Genomic DNA, 16,291 nt, shown 5'->3' on the forward strand with positions numbered 1-16,291 from the left:
TGCTTAATTTCCAAAGGTATCATGACGCAACCGGAACGGGGGGTTCTTCTGCTGCTGATGCCACAGGCTGCTCACCATCGGCCCGCCCGCGCTGACGATAGCCTGGCGAAACGCCTCGCTGCTTAACGTGTCCCGCAGCAGATACATTCGCTCAAGTAATGAATAGCTGACGCCGGAGATCACTTCGCAGTGGGTATGTTTGTGACTCATCAGCGCCGCGGCCCGATAAGGCGCCGCGCCGGTTCTGTCGGTTAGGAAAATGACCCCGTCTCCGGAGTCGGTGGCATGCAGCGCATCGCACATCATCCGGCTCAACATATTGCTGCTGAGATTGCGCCAGTAATTGACCGCCCGGCACTGGGCCAGCGGACCAAATTTTTGTTCAAGACGATCCAGCATCTCCTGCGCCAGCTCATCGTGGCAGGTAATGACCCAACCAAGCATGCTTCCCTCCTTAGCCAGCCAACAATGTAGCAAGGGGAAGATGGCGTATCGGTGATGGGGGTCAAAGATAAGCGGTTAGCGCTTCGCGTATTGGCGTCCGGAAGCGCTAACCGTGATGAGTATCAGCTACGCAGGCCGCGACCGCGCTGGATTAACGACCAGCAGAGAAGATAGAAGGCGACGATGAAGACCACCAGCACCGCAAAGGTGGTCACCAGCGGCACATCGTTGATACCGAGGAAGCCGAAGCGGAAGCCGCTGATCATGTAGACGATGGGGTTCAGATGCGACAGCCCCTGCCAGAACGGCGGCAGCAGGGTCAGCGAGTAGAACACCCCGCCGAGATAGGTCAGCGGCGTCAACACAAAGGTCGGGATCAGGCTGATGTCATCGAAGGTCTTGGCAAACACCGCGTTCAGCAGTCCGGCCAGCGAGAACAGCACCGCGGTGAGGAGCAGCGTCAGGGCGACAAACAGCCAGGAGTGAACCTGGAACGGCACAAAGAACAGCGACACCGCGGTCACCAGGATACCCACGCACAGCCCGCGCGCCACCCCGCCGCCCACGTAGCCGGCGATAATCACGTGCGTCGGCACCGGCGCCACCAGCAGCTCCTCAATGTTGCGCTGAAACTTGGCGCTGAAGAACGACGAGGCGACGTTGGCGTAAGCGTTGGTGATCACCGCCATCATGATCAGGCCCGGCACGATAAACTGCATGTAGGTAAAGCCATGCATCTCGCCGATGCGCGACCCGATCAGGTTACCGAAAATCACGAAGTACAGGGTCATGGTGATCACCGGCGGCACCAGCGTCTGCACCCAGATGCGCATAAAACGGTGGATCTCTTTGGTCCAGATGCTTTTCAGCGCGACCCAATAAAGCTGCATCATGCTGACTCTCCTTTTCGCTCATGCACCAGGGTGACAAACAGCTCTTCCAGACGGTTGGCTTTGTTACGCATACTCAGTACCTGCACCCCCTGGGCGCTCAGCTGCGCAAAGACGCTGTTAATCCCCTGCTCGCGCAGGACCTCCACTTCCAGCGTCGAGGTATCGACCAGCTGATACTGGTAGCCCTCGAGCTTCGGCACCGGGCTTTTTGGCGCGAGGTCGAGAATAAAGGTCTCTGATTTCAGCTTCGACAGCAGCGCTTTCATCGAGGTGTTTTCCACCAGCGTACCGTGCTGGATGATGCCGATGTTGCGGCACAGCATTTCGGCCTCTTCCAGATAGTGGGTGGTCAGAATAATGGTGGTTCCGCGATCGTTGAGATCCTTGAGGAAGCCCCACATCGAGCGGCGTAGTTCGATATCGACGCCGGCGGTCGGCTCGTCGAGGATCAGCAGCTTCGGCTCATGCATCAACGCGCGAGCGATCATCAGGCGGCGCTTCATCCCGCCGGAGAGCATCCGCGCGCGTTCGCTACGTTTTTCCCACAGATCGAGCTGTTTTAAGTACTTTTCGCTGCGGGCGATGGCTTCTTTACGCTCAACGCCGTAGTAGCCCGCCTGGTTAACGACAATCTGCTGCACGGTCTCGAACGGGTTAAAGTTAAACTCCTGCGGCACCAGGCCAAGCTGGCGCTTGGCGTTGACGACGTCTTTCTCCAGATCGTAGCCAAAGACATTGACCTGACCGGAGGTTTTGTTCACCAGCGAGCTGATGATGCCGATCGTCGTGGATTTTCCCGCCCCGTTCGGGCCCAGCAGGGCATAGAAATCCCCCGCTTCAACCTGCAGGTCAATTCCCCGCAGCGCCTGAACCCCGCCGGGGTAGGTTTTTTTGAGCTGTTTTAATTCCAGAGCAATGGTCATTAAATATCTCTTCTCGTGTCATGACACGTCATTAACCCGCCTGACTGACGTTTGCGCTGTAGTGGCGCGGCCAGCGCATCTGCAGCCGGAAGTATCACGGGTTAAGATGGTTTTAAAAAAGGTGAGCTTACCCTATATTAGCGCAACGCACTTACTTGGTTACAGGCCGATAACGTCCATGAATGATATAGATACACTCATCAGCAACAATGCACTATGGTCAAAAATGCTGGTGGAAGAGGACCCCGGCTTTTTTGAGAAACTGTCGCAAACGCAGAAACCGCGCTTCCTGTGGATTGGCTGTTCTGACAGCCGCGTTCCCGCTGAGCGACTCACCGGCCTGGAGCCAGGCGAACTGTTTGTGCATCGTAACGTGGCGAATCTGGTGATCCACACCGACCTCAACTGCCTGTCGGTGGTGCAGTATGCCGTCGATGTTCTCGAAGTCGAGCACATTATTATCTGCGGCCACTACGGCTGCGGCGGCGTACAGGCGGCGGTGGAGAACCCGGAGCTGGGGCTCATCGACAACTGGCTGCTGCATATCCGCGATATCTGGTTTAAACACAGCTCGCTGCTGGGGGAAATGCCGGAGGAGCGCCGGCTGGATACCCTTTGTGAACTGAACGTAATGGAACAGGTGTACAACCTGGGACATTCGACGATTATGCAATCGGCGTGGAAGCGCGGACAGAAGGTGACCATCCACGGCTGGGCATATGGCATTCACGACGGACTGCTGCGCGATCTGGATGTGACCGCCGTGAGCCGGGAAACCCTTGAACAGCGCTATCGCCACGGGATCTCCAACCTCAAGATCAAGCACATCAACCACAAATAGCCTTCAGACTTAGCCACTCTGGCGCGCGCGCCAGAGTGGGATATCCCCTTACTCGTCCAGCAGGGTGACTTTGCCGATATACGGCAGATGGCGGTAGCGCTGAGCGTAGTCGATACCGTAGCCCACCACGAACTCGTCCGGAATGGCGAAACCGACGAACTCAACCGGGACATTCACTTCACGGCGGCTTGGTTTATCCAGCAGCGTACAAATGGCCAGCGACTTCGGCTCGCGCAAGCTGAGGATCTCACGCACTTTAGACAGGGTATTGCCGGAGTCGATGATATCTTCCACGATCAGAACGTCTTTACCACGGATGTCTTCGTCCAGATCTTTGAGGATTTTCACATCACGGGTGGTGGACATGCCGCTGCCGTAGCTCGAGGCGGTCATAAAATCGACTTCATGCGGCACCTGCACTTCACGGCACAGGTCGGCCATGAACATAAACGAGCCGCGCAGCAGCCCCACCAGCACCATTTCGCTGCCGCTGTTCTGATAATGTTCGTTGATTTGACGACCCAGTTCCGCGATGCGCGCTTTGATCTCGGATTCCGGGATCATCACTTCTACAGTATGTTTCATAAGACTAACCATTTGATTCTAAATATAAATCATCAAAGCCGCTGCTTTCGCCCCGACGATGACCGGCAAGCCATCCAGTATACCAGCAAAAAGAAATCTGCGGTGCAGGGATTAATAAAGCCATATTTGTGATTCCGATCACACTTGTTAAATCCTATAATTAATTGCAGTTAAAAAATTAACAAACACATGAGTAACTTTCTATGGCTGAAACAAAGTCTCAACAATCAAGGCTCCTGGTGACGCTGACTGCGCTATTTGCAGCGTTCTGCGGCCTCTATCTTTTAATCGGCGGAGCATGGCTGGTCGTGCTTGGCGGCTCCTGGTACTACCCCGTCGCCGGTCTGGTGATGCTGGGCGTGACCGTGATGCTGTTCCGCGGCAAGCGCGCTGCGCTGTGGCTGTACGCCGCGCTGCTGCTGGCGACCATGATCTGGGGCGTCTGGGAAGTCGGCTTCGACTTCTGGGCGCTGACGCCACGTAGCGACATCCTCGTCTTCTTTGGTATCTGGCTGATCCTGCCCTTTGTATGGCGTCGTCTGCCGGTGCCTTCCGCTGGCGCCGTAGGCGCGTTGGTCGTCGCCTTGCTGATCAGCGGCGGCATGCTGACCTGGGCCGGTTTTAACGACCCGCAGGAGATCAACGGCACTCTGAGCGCCGACGCCACCCCGGCGGCGCCGATCTCCAACGTTGCCGACGGCGACTGGCCGGCCTATGGCCGCAACCAGGAAGGCCAGCGCTTCTCCCCGCTGAAGCAGATTAACGCCGACAACGTGAAGAACCTGAAGGAAGCCTGGGTGTTCCGCACCGGCGACCTGAAACAGCCGAACGATCCGGGTGAAATCACTAACGAAGTGACGCCGATTAAAGTCGGCGACACGCTCTTCCTGTGTACCGCCCACCAGCGTCTGTTCGCGCTTGACGCCGCCTCCGGTAAAGAGAAGTGGCATTTTGACCCGCAGCTGAACGCCGACCCGTCGTTCCAGCACGTCACCTGCCGCGGTGTCTCGTATCACGAAGCGAAAGCGGATAACGCCCCTGCTGACGTCGTCGCCGACTGTCCGCGCCGCATTATCCTGCCGGTGAACGATGGTCGCCTGTTCGCAGTGAACGCCGACAACGGTAAGCTGTGCGAAACCTTTGCCAACAAAGGTATTCTCAACCTGCAGACCAACATGCCGGTGACCACGCCGGGCATGTATGAACCCACTTCCCCGCCGATTATCACCGATAAGACCATCGTGATTGCCGGCGCAGTTACCGATAACTTCTCTACCCGCGAGCCATCAGGCGTGATCCGCGGCTTTGATGTGAATACTGGTAAACTGCTGTGGGCCTTCGATCCGGGCGCGAAAGATCCGAACGCCATCCCAAGCGATGAGCATCACTTCACGCTCAACTCACCCAACTCCTGGGCGCCTGCCGCCTACGACGCCAAACTGGATCTGGTCTATCTGCCGATGGGCGTGACCACTCCGGATATCTGGGGCGGTAACCGCACGCCGGAGCAAGAGCGCTATGCCAGCTCGATTGTCGCGCTGAACGCCACCACCGGTAAGCTGGCCTGGAGCTACCAGACCGTCCACCACGATCTGTGGGATATGGACATGCCTTCCCAGCCGACGCTGGCTGACATTGAAGTCAACGGCAAAACCGTGCCGGTCGTCTATGCTCCGGCGAAAACCGGCAACATCTTCGTGCTGGATCGCCGTAACGGCGAGCTGGTGGTCCCGGCCCCGGAAAAACCGGTTCCGCAGGGCGCCGCCAAAGGCGATTACGTCGCCAAAACCCAGCCGTTCTCCGATCTGAGCTTCCGTCCGAAGAAAGATCTGACCGGGGCGGACATGTGGGGCGCCACCATGTTCGACCAGCTGGTGTGCCGCGTGATTTTCCATCAGATGCGCTATGAGGGTATCTTCACCCCGCCATCTGAGCAGGGCACCCTCGTCTTCCCGGGTAACCTGGGGATGTTTGAATGGGGCGGTATCTCCGTCGATCCGAACCGTCAGGTGGCTATCGCCAACCCGATGGCGCTGCCGTTCGTCTCTAAACTGATCCCACGCGGCCCGGGCAACCCAATGGAGCCGCCGAAAGATGCGAAAGGCTCAGGCACCGAGTCCGGCGTGCAGCCGCAGTACGGCGTCCCGTACGGCGTCACCCTGAACCCGTTCCTGTCGCCGTTCGGTCTGCCGTGCAAACAGCCGGCCTGGGGCTATATCTCCGCGCTGGATCTGAAAACTAACGAAGTGGTATGGAAAAAACGTATCGGTACCCCGCAGGACAGCCTGCCGTTCCCGATGCCGGTTACACTCCCATTCACCATGGGTATGCCGATGCTGGGCGGTCCGATCTCCACGGCGGGCAACGTTCTGTTCATCGGCGCGACCGCGGATAACTACCTGCGCGCGTACAATATGAGCAACGGTGAGAAGCTGTGGGAAGCCCGTCTGCCAGCCGGCGGTCAGGCCACCCCGATGACCTACGAAGTGAATGGCAAACAGTATGTTGTCATCTCTGCCGGCGGTCACGGCTCGTTCGGTACCAAAATGGGCGATTATATCGTCGCCTATGCGCTCCCGGATGAGGCGAAATAAAACGCAAAACGGCAACGAAAGTTGCCGTTTTTTTTGTCTTTATCCCCTCTCCCACGCGCCAGGGTTATACCGCCCTAAACCGTGAACCCCAACATCATCCCGGTGTCTTCATGTTCCAGCAGGTGGCAGTGGGCCATATAGGCAAACTCCTTCGGCGCCGGATGATCAAACTTCACTAATACTTCACTCACGTCCCCTTCCACACGCACGGTGTCTTTCCAGCCGCGACGATGCGCCGCTGGCGGCTTGCCGTTTTCGCTCAGGATGCGGAACTGGGTGCCGTGGATATGGAACGGATGCAGCATCATGTCGCCCTTACCCGAAATCACCCAGCGCTCATACTGGCCTCTGGCGGCGGCAAACATCGGCACATTCATGTCGAAGGCTTTGCCGTTGATGCGGTTGGCGTTATGGAAATCAAATCCCTTGCCCGACGACATGCCATGATCCATGCCGGACCCGTGGTTCATGTTGCTCATGTCGCCGTGGTGCATATTCCCCATGTCGCCCATCCCGCCGTGCCCCATCATGCCGTGATCCATTCCTGCCATCGCCTGATCGCCATATTTCTCCATCAGCGCCTGCATGCCCATCCTGTCGAGCATCGGATCCATCGACAGCTGGAGCTGACGCTGCGTCAGCCCCGTCAGAGAAGGTAGCGCCGGCATAGCGGCCAGGGTATCCAGCAGCTTGCCGGAGGCAGGAATGACCAGCGGCTGGACGCGCAGTACCGGCTGTGGTTTATCAAAAGGCGCAATGGCCATGCCCATCTGACCCACCGGCAGGGTCACCAGATCAAAAGGTTTGCCGTCGCTGGTGTCCACCAGCACCTCAAAACGCTCCCCCATCAAGACCGGCAACTCATTGACCTTCACCGGCTCTGCCAGCAGACCGCCGTCGCTGGCCACCACGTACAGCGGGCGCTTATCGCTGGTCGCAAAATTGAGGGAACGGGCATTACAGCCGTTCAGCAAGCGCAGACGTAGCCAGCCGCGCGGGGCGGCATGTTCAGGATAGAGAGCGCCATTGGTCAGCAGCGTATCGCCAAACCAGCCGACGGCAGCGCTCATCACATCCAGCTGATAATCAATTTCGCCAGCGGCGGTAAACTTCTTGTCCTGCACAATCACCGGTACATCATCGATTCCCCACTGCTTCGGCAACAGCAGGCGTCCGCTCTCTTCATCCTCGATCAGCACCAGCCCCGCCAGCCCCATCGCCACCTGCCGACCGGTGGTCCCGTGCTGATGCGGGTGAAACCAGCAGGTGGCCGCCCGCTGCGTTGGGGTGAAGCTCACCGTCCGAGTGGCGCCCGGGGCGATGACCCCCTGCGGTCCTCCGTCGACCTCGCCGGGTACCTCCAGACCATGCCAGTGCAGCGTCGTCTCCTCTGCCAGCTGGTTGGTAATGTCCACCGTGATAGCCTTCCCCTGCGTCAGCTGCAGCGCGGGACCCAGTAGCGAGCCGTTATACCCCCAGGTGGTGGCGTTCAAAGCGCCAAACTGCGTTTTGCCCGCCTGGATGGTCAGCGCGATACGGTTGCGCGCATCAGCCGTCAACAGCGGCGGTACCGGCAGGGCCGGGCGACTGGCCGCAAAGACCGCATGGCTCCAAAGCGGTAACGCGCTGGCCATGCTGACCGCGGCGGTCAGTTTGAGGAAGTCTCGACGTTGCATATTCACATCCTTTTATTCTGCGGGCGAATATTTGAGCTTAAACCCTACCGTAACGGGAAGGTCAAGCAGAAGAGTAAGAATAAAGATCGGCGCTGTGTAAAGAAGTATGCTAATTTGAAGCGTCGGTGATCTAACGGTAGAAAAAATGAAGACGCTTTTCAGAACAATGGTACTCGGCAGCCTGCTTACTCTCTCCGCCAACAGCTACGCGCTCAGCGAATCAGAAGCGGAAGACATGGCTGATTTAACCGCGGTTTTTGTGTTTCTGAAAAACGACTGTGGCTACCAGAACCTGCCCAACACGCAGATCCGTCGCGCCCTGGTGTTCTTTGCTCAGCAGAACCAATGGGACCTGAGCAACTACGACAGCTACAACATGAAAGCGCTTGGCGAAGACAGCTATCGCGATCTCAGCGGCATTAACCTTCCGACGGCGAAAAAATGTAAAGCGCTGGCCCGCGATTCACTTAGCCTGCTAGCTTACGTCAAATAATTACACGCGCGGGCGGCAACGCGCCGCGCTTCTCCCCGATTCACCCGCCTTTAATATTTACCATTATTATTTTATACAAAATAAATTTTATCTACCTCGCAATACATCAAGCCAATAAATAAATTAAACCCGTACTAACAGCCCTGGCAGATAAAAACAATAAAATATCCCTAACGATATATTGCAAAATAAAAAGCAGCCTTTTAGAATCCGTTGAAAATATATCTACTTCATGGACTGAAATTGTGAATATCTCGCTGACTCTTCGTATTATTCCACTTGCCGCTATGTTATTAGCCGGCTGTAGCAATACCGCCTCTCGCCAGCAGGTAAAACCGCTCACCACCCCGCTAACGTCGCAGCAGCAGGCAGAGCAGGAGCGAGCGGCCAGCGAACAAGCGCGCATTGAATCCTGCCGACAGGCGCTGGACTCGCTAAAAGAGGTTAACCCACAGCAGGCAACCAAACTCAGCAATGACTTCAATGCCTTAGTGCGTGCGGCGTCACAATACAACAGCGTGCGCGAGAAAGTGGCGGATCCCACCCGGCTTGGCATTGACTCCATGTATCAGTTTAAATCCATCAAATTGTGCGCCGATATTCAGAAAACGCTAATCGATAGCCTGGTACAGCGGGGTGAAAGCAAGCAGCCATGAACAGAGCCGCCACGCTGACCCTCAACGCGCCCCTGCTGATGCTCGTCGCGGCGCTGGCGCTTTCAACACCTTTCTTCGCCGGCGCCGCGCCGGCGTTTCTTGACTACGCCCAGCAGCAAACCCAGGCGCATGAAAAAAGCGATGCTGCAACCGCAAAGCAAACGTCAGGCGATCGTCAACCTGCGGATAATAAAAAAAAGACGCCCAATACCGCACAATTGCAAAAAAGAATCGTCAGCCAGCAGGCGACGATTGAGCAAAAAAATAAAACTATTCAGCAATTAAAAAAACAGCTTGCTAACACTCCGGCCACAGAAACCTCCATCGCGAATGAGCAAGCGGCCTTAAATAACAAAATAAAAGAATTACAGATCGCCTTAACCGCCGCCACCGCGAAAAATGAGGCATTAATTAAAAAAGAAGGCGCAGTCCAGAATACGACTCTGCAGCAAAGTCAGGCCGCCGTGCTGAAGCAGATCCAACAATTAACGTCACAGCTTCAGCAAGCCGCAGCTGAAAATAAACGGCTCAGCGCCAGCCTCACCGCTCTGAATACAGATAAGCAGACGCTGGCTAACCGGCTCGCCGCGGCAGAGAAGGCGCAGCAGACCACCCTCGACCAGGTCAAAACCCTTAACGCCGACAAACAGCCGCTGGTCAACCGGCTGGCGGCGACGGAAAAAGAGAAGCAGACCGCCCTCGACCAGGTCAAAACCCTTAACGCCGATAAGCAGTCTCTGGCTAACCGGCTGGCGGCGGCGGAAAAAGAGAAGCAGGCTGCTCTCGACCAGGTCAAAACTCTTAACGCTGATAAACAGCCGCTGGTCAACCGGCTGACGGCGGCCGAAAAAGAGAAACAGGCCGCCCTCGACCAGGTCAAAGCACTTAACGCCGACAAACAGCCGTTGGTCAACCGGCTGGCGGCGGCGGAAAAAGAGAAGCAGACCGCCCTCGACCAGATCAAAACCCTTAACGCCGGTAAGCAGTCGCTGGCTAACCGGCTCGCCGCGGCGGAGAAAGCGCCATCGAGCCGTGCCGATGCCGCCGTGGCGGCAAAAGATGAACCCCCCGAGATGGCGGCCATAGTGGCGGCCTATCGCCTGCAGGCGGACAAAGATAACGCCCAGCTGCGGATGAAAGAGGATGAAATCCAGCTGCTGCGGACGCAGCTGACGATCCCGCCGAGAAATACCACCGGCAAAACCGCCGCCAAACTCAGCGCGCCAGGTGAACAGCAGGCTTACGCCATCGGCGCCTCGATGGGTACAGAGGCGCTTAATGTCCTCACGACTCGTCGCACTCAGGGAGTTAACGTCGACGCTGGCCTGGTGCTGCAGGGCATCGAAGATGCTTTCAGCGGCCAGCTTCGCCTCGGCGAACAGGAGCGTAACAAAGCGCTGTTTGACATTTCACAGCAGGTTTTCCAGAACCTGAATAAAATCGAGCAGAAAAACATCAGCGCCGGTCAGAAATACCAGCAGGCGTTTGCGCGCAAAAAAGGTGTGGTCTTCAAAGAGGGCGTCTACAGCCGTATCGATTACCCGGGTAAAGGAAAAATTAGCGGCAACGATCTGGTGACCGTGGTGATCAAAGAGATGCTGACGGACGGAACGGTGATCAATGATATGGAGACGAAAGATCAGGCGCTTACCCAGAAACTGGATGCCTATCCCCCGGTATTTCGCGGGCCGCTGAAGCGCCTGCAGAACCACGGCTCCGTGACGCTGGTCGTCCCGCCCGACAAAGCCTATGGCAGTAAAGGGTTGCCACCGAAGATCCCCCCAGGCGCCACCATGGTCTATTCCGTGCGGATAGTGGATAGCCAACCCGCGCCGGTAAAATAGCCCTGTCTCCCCACCGCCCTCTCCGGGCGGTGCTGTTATTCCTACCGCATTGCTGCAATAACCGCCGTGCATCCTCATCTATAGTTGTCTATGATGTTGCACTCGTTTTACGGGTGTAACAGATGTTAACGAAGGAGGAGCCTCACCGTGGCCGATAATCCACTGTGGCATGAAACGCTGCATGACCATTTTGGTCAGTACTTTAGCGTTGATAACGTGCTGTACCACGAAAAAACCGATCATCAGGATCTGATCATCTTTGACAACCGCGCCTTTGGCCGGGTGATGGCGCTGGATGGCGTCGTGCAAACCACCGAACGCGATGAGTTTATCTATCACGAAATGATGACCCACGTGCCGCTGCTGGCTCACGGCAACGCCAAGCATGTCCTGATCATCGGCGGCGGCGATGGCGCGATGCTGCGCGAAGTCTCTCGTCATCGCAGCATCGAAAGCATCACCATGGTGGAAATCGACGCCGGGGTGGTCTCATTCTGCCGCCAGTACCTGCCCAACCATAGCGCCGGCGCCTATGACGATCCGCGCTTTACGCTGGTGATTGATGATGGCGTCAATTTTGTTAACCAGACGACGCAAACGTTTGATGTGATCATTTCGGACTGTACCGACCCTATTGGCCCGGGGGAAAGCCTCTTCACCTCGGCTTTTTATGAAGGCTGCAAACGCTGCCTGAATCCGGGAGGGATTTTCGTTGCGCAGAACGGCGTCTGCTTCCTGCAGCAGGATGAAGCGGTCGGTAGCCATCGCAAACTGAGCCACTATTTTCGCGACGTCAGCTTCTACCAGGCGGCGATTCCGACCTATTACGGCGGGATAATGACCTTTGCCTGGGCGAGCGACAACGAGGCGCTGCGCCATCTTTCCAGCGAAATCATTCAGGCGCGCTTTCACAAAGCCAACCTGACCTGCCGTTACTACAATCCGGCAATCCATACGGCGGCCTTCGCCTTACCACAATATCTGCATGATGCTCTGTCCGCACCGTGAAGCGAAATAAGGGGGTGAACTAAATTGAAAAAATTGAAGCTGCACGGCTTTAACAACCTGACCAAAAGCCTGAGTTTTTGTATCTACGATATCTGTTACGCCAAAACGGCAGAAGAGCGCGACGGCTACATCGCCTATATCGACGAACTTTATAATGCCAATCGCCTGACAGAGATCCTGAGCGAAACCTGCTCTATTATTGGCGCTAATATCCTGAATATCGCCCGCCAGGATTATGAACCCCAGGGCGCCAGCGTGACCATTCTGGTAAGCGAAGAGCCCGTCGACCCGCGGCTTATCGACCAGACCGAACACCCCGGCCCGCTGCCTGAAACCGTGGTCGCCCATCTCGATAAAAGCCATATCTGCGTGCATACCTATCCGGAGAGTCACCCGGAAGGCGGCCTGTGCACCTTCCGCGCCGATATCGAAGTCTCTACCTGCGGGGTTATTTCACCGCTCAAAGCGCTGAACTATCTGATTCACCAGCTGGAATCGGACATTGTGACCATTGACTACCGCGTGCGTGGCTTTACCCGCGACATCAATGGGATGAAGCATTTTATCGATCATGAAATCAACTCAATTCAGAACTTTATGTCTGACGATATGAAGTCGCTGTATGACATGGTCGACGTCAACGTTTATCAGGAAAATATCTTCCATACCAAAATGTTGCTTAAGGAGTTCGACCTTAAGCATTACATGTTCCATACCCGACCGGAAGAGTTGACCGCTGAAGAGCGCAAGGTCATTACCGACCTGCTGTGGAAAGAGATGCGCGAGATTTACTACGGCCGCAATATTCCTGCCGTGTAATGCCTCAAATGCCCGGCGGCGCTTTTGCTTGCCGGGCCTGGGTTCTGCGCCGGCGGGAAGCGGGGAAAGGTACTCGTCGCGACCGGAGATGTGCCCTGCGCACGCGACGCTTAGCCGGGCTACGGTTTTCCGCAGCCCGGCGCACAACGAGTCATCAACGCTGCTGCATAAACTCACGATAGGCGGCAACCACCTGCAGGAAATCCTCAACACCGCACAGAGAGAGGCTTTCTTCGTCGTAGTAGCTCATCCCCTCCTCGATTTCGTCGCCGGAAAATTCCAGCTGATTGGCGCGGATCATCACCTCTTCGCCATCCAGCCACAGCGTATATTCATGTCCGGCACGCTGCCAGGAACGTTCACTGCCTTTCACGGTGCGCGCAGCCTGCTCCACTTCGTCAAGCAGAGCCAGATTGTCTTTCACCTCCTCGTTGAACCAGTGGCCAATCGCCTCGTGATCCATCGACATTCGCACCTTTACCACTCCGGTAATATCGCGCAGAAATTCGTAGTCCATCGTCTTTTCCTCTGCAAGGGCAATGCGTCACCGCTGCACTGTACCCATGGAGTAATTATCGCAGCAGACCGAAAGAAAAAAAGCGTAACAGGCAGGAGGTTTGGAAATAAAAATGCCCGGTGATGCAATGTTCACCGGGCATTGGGGAGTTTGTAGCCAAACGGTCAGCCAGGCTGACCGACTGGTTTTACACCGCGGTCTGGAAGATCACGCCGTCAGCTTTTTCAGTGTACTGATCCAGCTGGTTGAAGTTCAGATAGCGATAGGTATCTTCCGCTGTCTTATCCACCTGCGCCACGAAGGTCTGGTACTCTTCCGGCGTCGGCAGTTTACCGAGCAGAGAAGCCACCGCTGCCAGCTCGGCAGAGGCCAGATAGACGTTAGCGCCGGTACCTAAACGGTTCGGGAAGTTACGGGTAGAGGTGGAAACCACCGTCGCACCGTCGGCGACGCGCGCCTGGTTACCCATACACAGGGAACAGCCAGGGATTTCGATACGCGCCCCGCTCTTACCAAATACGCTGTAGTAACCTTCTTCGGTCAGCTGCGCGGCGTCCATACGGGTTGGCGGCGCCACCCACAGGCGAGTCGGCAACTGGCCTTTGTGGCTGTCCAGCAGCTTACCGGCGGCACGGAAGTGGCCGATGTTGGTCATGCAGGAGCCGATGAACACTTCGTCGATTTTCTCGCCCTGTACGTCAGACAGCAGGCGGGCATCGTCCGGATCGTTCGGCGCGCACAGAATCGGCTCTTTGATATCCGCCAGATCGATGTCGATCACTGCCGCGTATTCCGCGTCAGCATCGGCTTCCAGCAGCTGCGGATCCGCCAGCCATTTCTCCATGCCCTGGATACGACGCTCCAGGGTACGGCGGTCGCCGTAGCCTTCGGCGATCATCCACTTCAGCAGGACGATGTTGGAGTTCAGATACTCAACGATCGGCTCTTTGTTCAGCTTGATGGTGCAACCTGCAGCAGAACGTTCAGCGGAGGCATCGGTCAGCTCGAACGCCTGCTCCACTTTCAGATCCGGCAGACCTTCAATCTCAAGGATGCGGCCAGAGAAGATGTTTTTCTTACCTTTCTTCTCAACGGTCAGCAGGCCCTGCTTGATGGCGTACAGCGGGATCGCGTGGACCAGGTCGCGCAGCGTAATGCCCGGCTGCATTTTACCTTTGAAACGCACCAGCACCGATTCCGGCATATCCAGCGGCATCACGCCGGTCGCGGCGGCGAAGGCCACCAGACCAGAGCCCGCCGGGAAGGAGATACCGATGGGGAAACGGGTGTGGGAGTCGCCGCCGGTGCCCACGGTATCCGGCAGCAGCATGCGGTTCAGCCAGGAGTGGATCACGCCATCGCCCGGACGCAGCGAGACGCCGCCGCGGTTCATAATGAAGTCCGGCAGAGTATGATGCGTGGTGACGTCAACCGGCTTCGGATAGGCCGCAGTGTGGCAGAAGGACTGCATCACCAGGTCAGCGGAGAAGCCCAGGCACGCCAGGTCTTTCAGTTCATCACGGGTCATTGGACCGGTGGTGTCCTGAGAACCGACGGAGGTCATTTTCGGCTCGCAGTAGGCGCCCGGGCGGATACCGGCAACGCCGCAGGCGCGGCCAACCATTTTCTGCGCCAGAGAGAAGCCGCGGGTGCTTTCCGCCACGTCTTTCGCCTGACGGAAGACATCGCTGTGCGGCAGACCCAGCGCTTCACGGGCTTTGGTGGTCAGGCCGCGACCGATGATCAGCGGGATACGGCCGCCGGCACGGACTTCGTCGATCAGCACATCGGTTTTCAGCTCGAAGCTGGCCAGCAGTTCGTTGGTCTCGTGATTACGCACTTCGCCTTTGAACGGGTAAACGTCGATGACGTCGCCCATGTTCAGGTTTGACACATCCACTTCGATAGGCAGCGCGCCCGCATCTTCCATGGTGTTGAAGAAGATTGGCGCGATTTTGCCGCCCAGGCACAGGCCGCCGCCGCGCTTGTTCGGCACGTTCGGGATATCGTCGCCCATAAACCACAGCACCGAGTTGGTGGCCGATTTACGTGAAGAGCCGGTCCCGACCACATCGCCGACGTAGGCCAGCGGGTAGCCTTTCTGCTGCAGGGCTTCGATCTGTTTGATCGGGCCAACCACGCCCGGCTGATCCGGTTCAATGCCTTCGCGGGCGTTTTTCAGCATCGCCAGGGCGTGCAGCGGGATATCCGGACGCGACCAGGCATCCGGTGCCGGAGACAGGTCATCGGTGTTCGTTTCGCCAGTGACCTTGAAAACGGTAACGGTGATTTTCTCTGCCAGCTGCGGGCGGTTCAGGAACCACTCAGCGTCGGCCCAGGATTGCATAACCTGTTTAGCGTGCTCGTTACCCGCTTTCGCTTTCTCTTCCACGTCGTAGAAGTTATCGAACATCAGCAGAGTATGGGACAGCGCTTTCGCGGCAATCGGCGCCAGTTTCGCGTCGTCCAGGGCATCGATCAGCGGGTGGATATTGTAACCGCCCTGCATGGTGCCCAGCAGTTCAACGGCTTTTTCAGGGGTAACCAGGGGGGAGGTCGTTTCGCCTTTGGCGATCGCGGCAAGGAATCCAGCTTTAACATAGGCGGCTTCGTCGACGCCCGGCGGTACACGGTTAATCAGCAGGTCTAACAGGAATTCTTCTTCGCCCGCAGGCGGGTTTTTCAGCAGTTCTACCAGCGCGGCCATTTGGGTTGCATCTAAGGGTTTGGCAACAATCCCCATGGCGGCACGCTCAGCTACGTGCTTACGGTATTCTTCTAGCACGACGGTTCTCCTCGCTTCTCATTGTCATAATGCGGCCTACACCTCTTCAATCAATCTGCTTCGGTATTGGCAGTTTGCCGCCTTGACGCATCTTGAAGGATTTAGTGGCTGGGCGATTTTCTTCACGCTCCTGTGAGACAGCAGTTTGTAGGGTAAATGCCCGATACCGCGTCGGCAGCATAGCAGGATTTTTGAAAGGTGTTAATCTGTTTA

The 16,291-nt window shown here is 56.8% G+C and carries 15 protein-coding genes; 7 read left to right on the forward strand and 8 right to left on the reverse strand.

Going from position 1 to position 16,291, the window contains the following annotated elements:
- Nucleotides 1-3: 3 nt before the first annotated feature.
- From ABLV54_RS25320 to ABLV54_RS25330, 3 genes are all read right to left on the reverse strand, one after another.
- The gene (locus ABLV54_RS25320; protein ID WP_023292007.1) at nucleotides 4-444 is read right to left on the reverse strand and encodes a PTS sugar transporter subunit IIA; all 441 of its coding nucleotides are present in this window, start codon (nucleotides 442-444) and stop codon (nucleotides 4-6) included.
- Between the two features lie 122 nt (nucleotides 445-566).
- Nucleotides 567-1,337, reverse strand: a complete 771-nt coding sequence (locus ABLV54_RS25325) for an ABC transporter permease (protein WP_004204389.1) — start codon at nucleotides 1,335-1,337, stop codon at nucleotides 567-569.
- Complete coding sequence (locus ABLV54_RS25330; protein ID WP_004204387.1) at nucleotides 1,334-2,260, reverse strand: ABC transporter ATP-binding protein; 927 nt, start codon at nucleotides 2,258-2,260, stop codon at nucleotides 1,334-1,336. The genes ABLV54_RS25325 and ABLV54_RS25330 overlap by 4 nt, the downstream gene beginning before the upstream one ends.
- A 178-nt stretch (nucleotides 2,261-2,438) precedes the next feature.
- On the opposite strand from ABLV54_RS25330, the gene can reads away from it, so the two are divergent.
- Nucleotides 2,439-3,101 carry a carbonate dehydratase gene (can, locus tag ABLV54_RS25335; RefSeq protein ID WP_004204385.1) on the forward strand — a complete coding sequence of 221 codons (663 nt, stop codon included), beginning with the start codon at nucleotides 2,439-2,441 and terminating at the stop codon, nucleotides 3,099-3,101.
- 48 nt (nucleotides 3,102-3,149) lie between these two features.
- On the opposite strand, the gene hpt is transcribed toward can, so the two are convergent.
- Together hpt and ABLV54_RS25345 are read right to left on the reverse strand one after the other, a co-directional pair.
- Nucleotides 3,150-3,686 carry a hypoxanthine phosphoribosyltransferase gene (gene hpt / locus ABLV54_RS25340; RefSeq protein ID WP_023292006.1) on the reverse strand — a complete coding sequence of 179 codons (537 nt, stop codon included), beginning with the start codon at nucleotides 3,684-3,686 and terminating at the stop codon, nucleotides 3,150-3,152.
- 4 nt (nucleotides 3,687-3,690) lie between these two features.
- On the reverse strand, nucleotides 3,691-3,810 hold the full coding sequence (locus ABLV54_RS25345) for a hypothetical protein (RefSeq protein ID WP_032426021.1): 120 nt from the start codon (nucleotides 3,808-3,810) through the stop codon (nucleotides 3,691-3,693).
- A 79-nt stretch (nucleotides 3,811-3,889) separates the two neighbouring features.
- Here ABLV54_RS25345 and ABLV54_RS25350 point away from each other — a divergent pair, with 79 nt between their 5' ends.
- Entirely contained in the window at nucleotides 3,890-6,280 is a 2,391-nt protein-coding gene (locus ABLV54_RS25350; RefSeq protein WP_050533876.1) for a glucose/quinate/shikimate family membrane-bound PQQ-dependent dehydrogenase, read from the forward strand.
- 74 nt (nucleotides 6,281-6,354) lie between these two features.
- Here the strand turns inward: ABLV54_RS25350 and cueO are convergent, their stop codons facing one another.
- Entirely contained in the window at nucleotides 6,355-7,956 is a 1,602-nt protein-coding gene (gene cueO / locus ABLV54_RS25355) for a multicopper oxidase CueO (protein WP_348814247.1), read from the reverse strand.
- A 145-nt stretch (nucleotides 7,957-8,101) separates the two neighbouring features.
- Here cueO and ABLV54_RS25360 point away from each other — a divergent pair, with 145 nt between their 5' ends.
- From ABLV54_RS25360 to speD, 5 genes are all read left to right on the forward strand, one after another.
- Complete coding sequence (locus ABLV54_RS25360) at nucleotides 8,102-8,449, forward strand: YacC family pilotin-like protein (protein ID WP_004204381.1); 348 nt, start codon at nucleotides 8,102-8,104, stop codon at nucleotides 8,447-8,449.
- A 245-nt stretch (nucleotides 8,450-8,694) separates the two neighbouring features.
- Nucleotides 8,695-9,105, forward strand: coding sequence for a hypothetical protein (locus ABLV54_RS25365; RefSeq protein ID WP_004204380.1), 411 nt, complete (start codon nucleotides 8,695-8,697; stop codon nucleotides 9,103-9,105).
- 653 nt (nucleotides 9,106-9,758) lie between these two features.
- A complete protein-coding gene (locus ABLV54_RS25370) occupies nucleotides 9,759-10,949 on the forward strand; it encodes an FKBP-type peptidyl-prolyl cis-trans isomerase N-terminal domain-containing protein (RefSeq protein WP_162489986.1) in 1,191 nt (396 codons plus the stop codon).
- 147 nt (nucleotides 10,950-11,096) lie between these two features.
- The gene (gene speE / locus ABLV54_RS25375) at nucleotides 11,097-11,957 is read left to right on the forward strand and encodes a polyamine aminopropyltransferase (protein WP_004204376.1); all 861 of its coding nucleotides are present in this window, start codon (nucleotides 11,097-11,099) and stop codon (nucleotides 11,955-11,957) included.
- A 24-nt stretch (nucleotides 11,958-11,981) separates the two neighbouring features.
- A complete protein-coding gene (gene speD / locus ABLV54_RS25380; protein WP_004204375.1) occupies nucleotides 11,982-12,776 on the forward strand; it encodes an adenosylmethionine decarboxylase in 795 nt (264 codons plus the stop codon).
- Between the two features lie 154 nt (nucleotides 12,777-12,930).
- Here speD and yacL read toward each other — a convergent pair whose 3' ends face one another.
- Both yacL and acnB read right to left on the reverse strand, forming a co-directional pair.
- Nucleotides 12,931-13,293, reverse strand: coding sequence for a protein YacL (gene yacL, locus ABLV54_RS25385; protein WP_004204373.1), 363 nt, complete (start codon nucleotides 13,291-13,293; stop codon nucleotides 12,931-12,933).
- Between the two features lie 187 nt (nucleotides 13,294-13,480).
- Nucleotides 13,481-16,078 (reverse strand): bifunctional aconitate hydratase 2/2-methylisocitrate dehydratase, encoded by a 2,598-nt coding sequence (acnB, locus tag ABLV54_RS25390; protein ID WP_004204372.1) that lies wholly within the window; start codon nucleotides 16,076-16,078, stop codon nucleotides 13,481-13,483.
- Nucleotides 16,079-16,291: the final 213 nt, after the last annotated feature.

It is taken from the genome of Klebsiella sp. JB_Kp042 (genome assembly GCF_040065275.1).
In the GTDB taxonomy this organism is placed as follows: Bacteria; Pseudomonadota; Gammaproteobacteria; order Enterobacterales; family Enterobacteriaceae; genus Klebsiella; species Klebsiella quasipneumoniae.

What these genes read in the sequence shown, in the direction of transcription:
- ABLV54_RS25320 (WP_023292007.1), bottom strand. Translation starts at nt 444, where the DNA reads ATGCTTGGTTGGGTCATTACCTGCCACGATGAGCTGGCGCAGGAGATG.
- ABLV54_RS25325 (WP_004204389.1), bottom strand. Translation starts at nt 1,337, where the DNA reads ATGATGCAGCTTTATTGGGTCGCGCTGAAAAGCATCTGGACCAAAGAG.
- ABLV54_RS25330 (WP_004204387.1), bottom strand. Translation starts at nt 2,260, where the DNA reads ATGACCATTGCTCTGGAATTAAAACAGCTCAAAAAAACCTACCCCGGC.
- can (WP_004204385.1), top strand. Translation starts at nt 2,439, where the DNA reads ATGAATGATATAGATACACTCATCAGCAACAATGCACTATGGTCAAAA.
- hpt (WP_023292006.1), bottom strand. Translation starts at nt 3,686, where the DNA reads ATGAAACATACTGTAGAAGTGATGATCCCGGAATCCGAGATCAAAGCG.
- ABLV54_RS25345 (WP_032426021.1), bottom strand. Translation starts at nt 3,810, where the DNA reads ATGGCTTTATTAATCCCTGCACCGCAGATTTCTTTTTGCTGGTATACT.
- ABLV54_RS25350 (WP_050533876.1), top strand. Translation starts at nt 3,890, where the DNA reads ATGGCTGAAACAAAGTCTCAACAATCAAGGCTCCTGGTGACGCTGACT.
- cueO (WP_348814247.1), bottom strand. Translation starts at nt 7,956, where the DNA reads ATGCAACGTCGAGACTTCCTCAAACTGACCGCCGCGGTCAGCATGGCC.
- ABLV54_RS25360 (WP_004204381.1), top strand. Translation starts at nt 8,102, where the DNA reads ATGAAGACGCTTTTCAGAACAATGGTACTCGGCAGCCTGCTTACTCTC.
- yacL (WP_004204373.1), bottom strand. Translation starts at nt 13,293, where the DNA reads ATGGACTACGAATTTCTGCGCGATATTACCGGAGTGGTAAAGGTGCGA.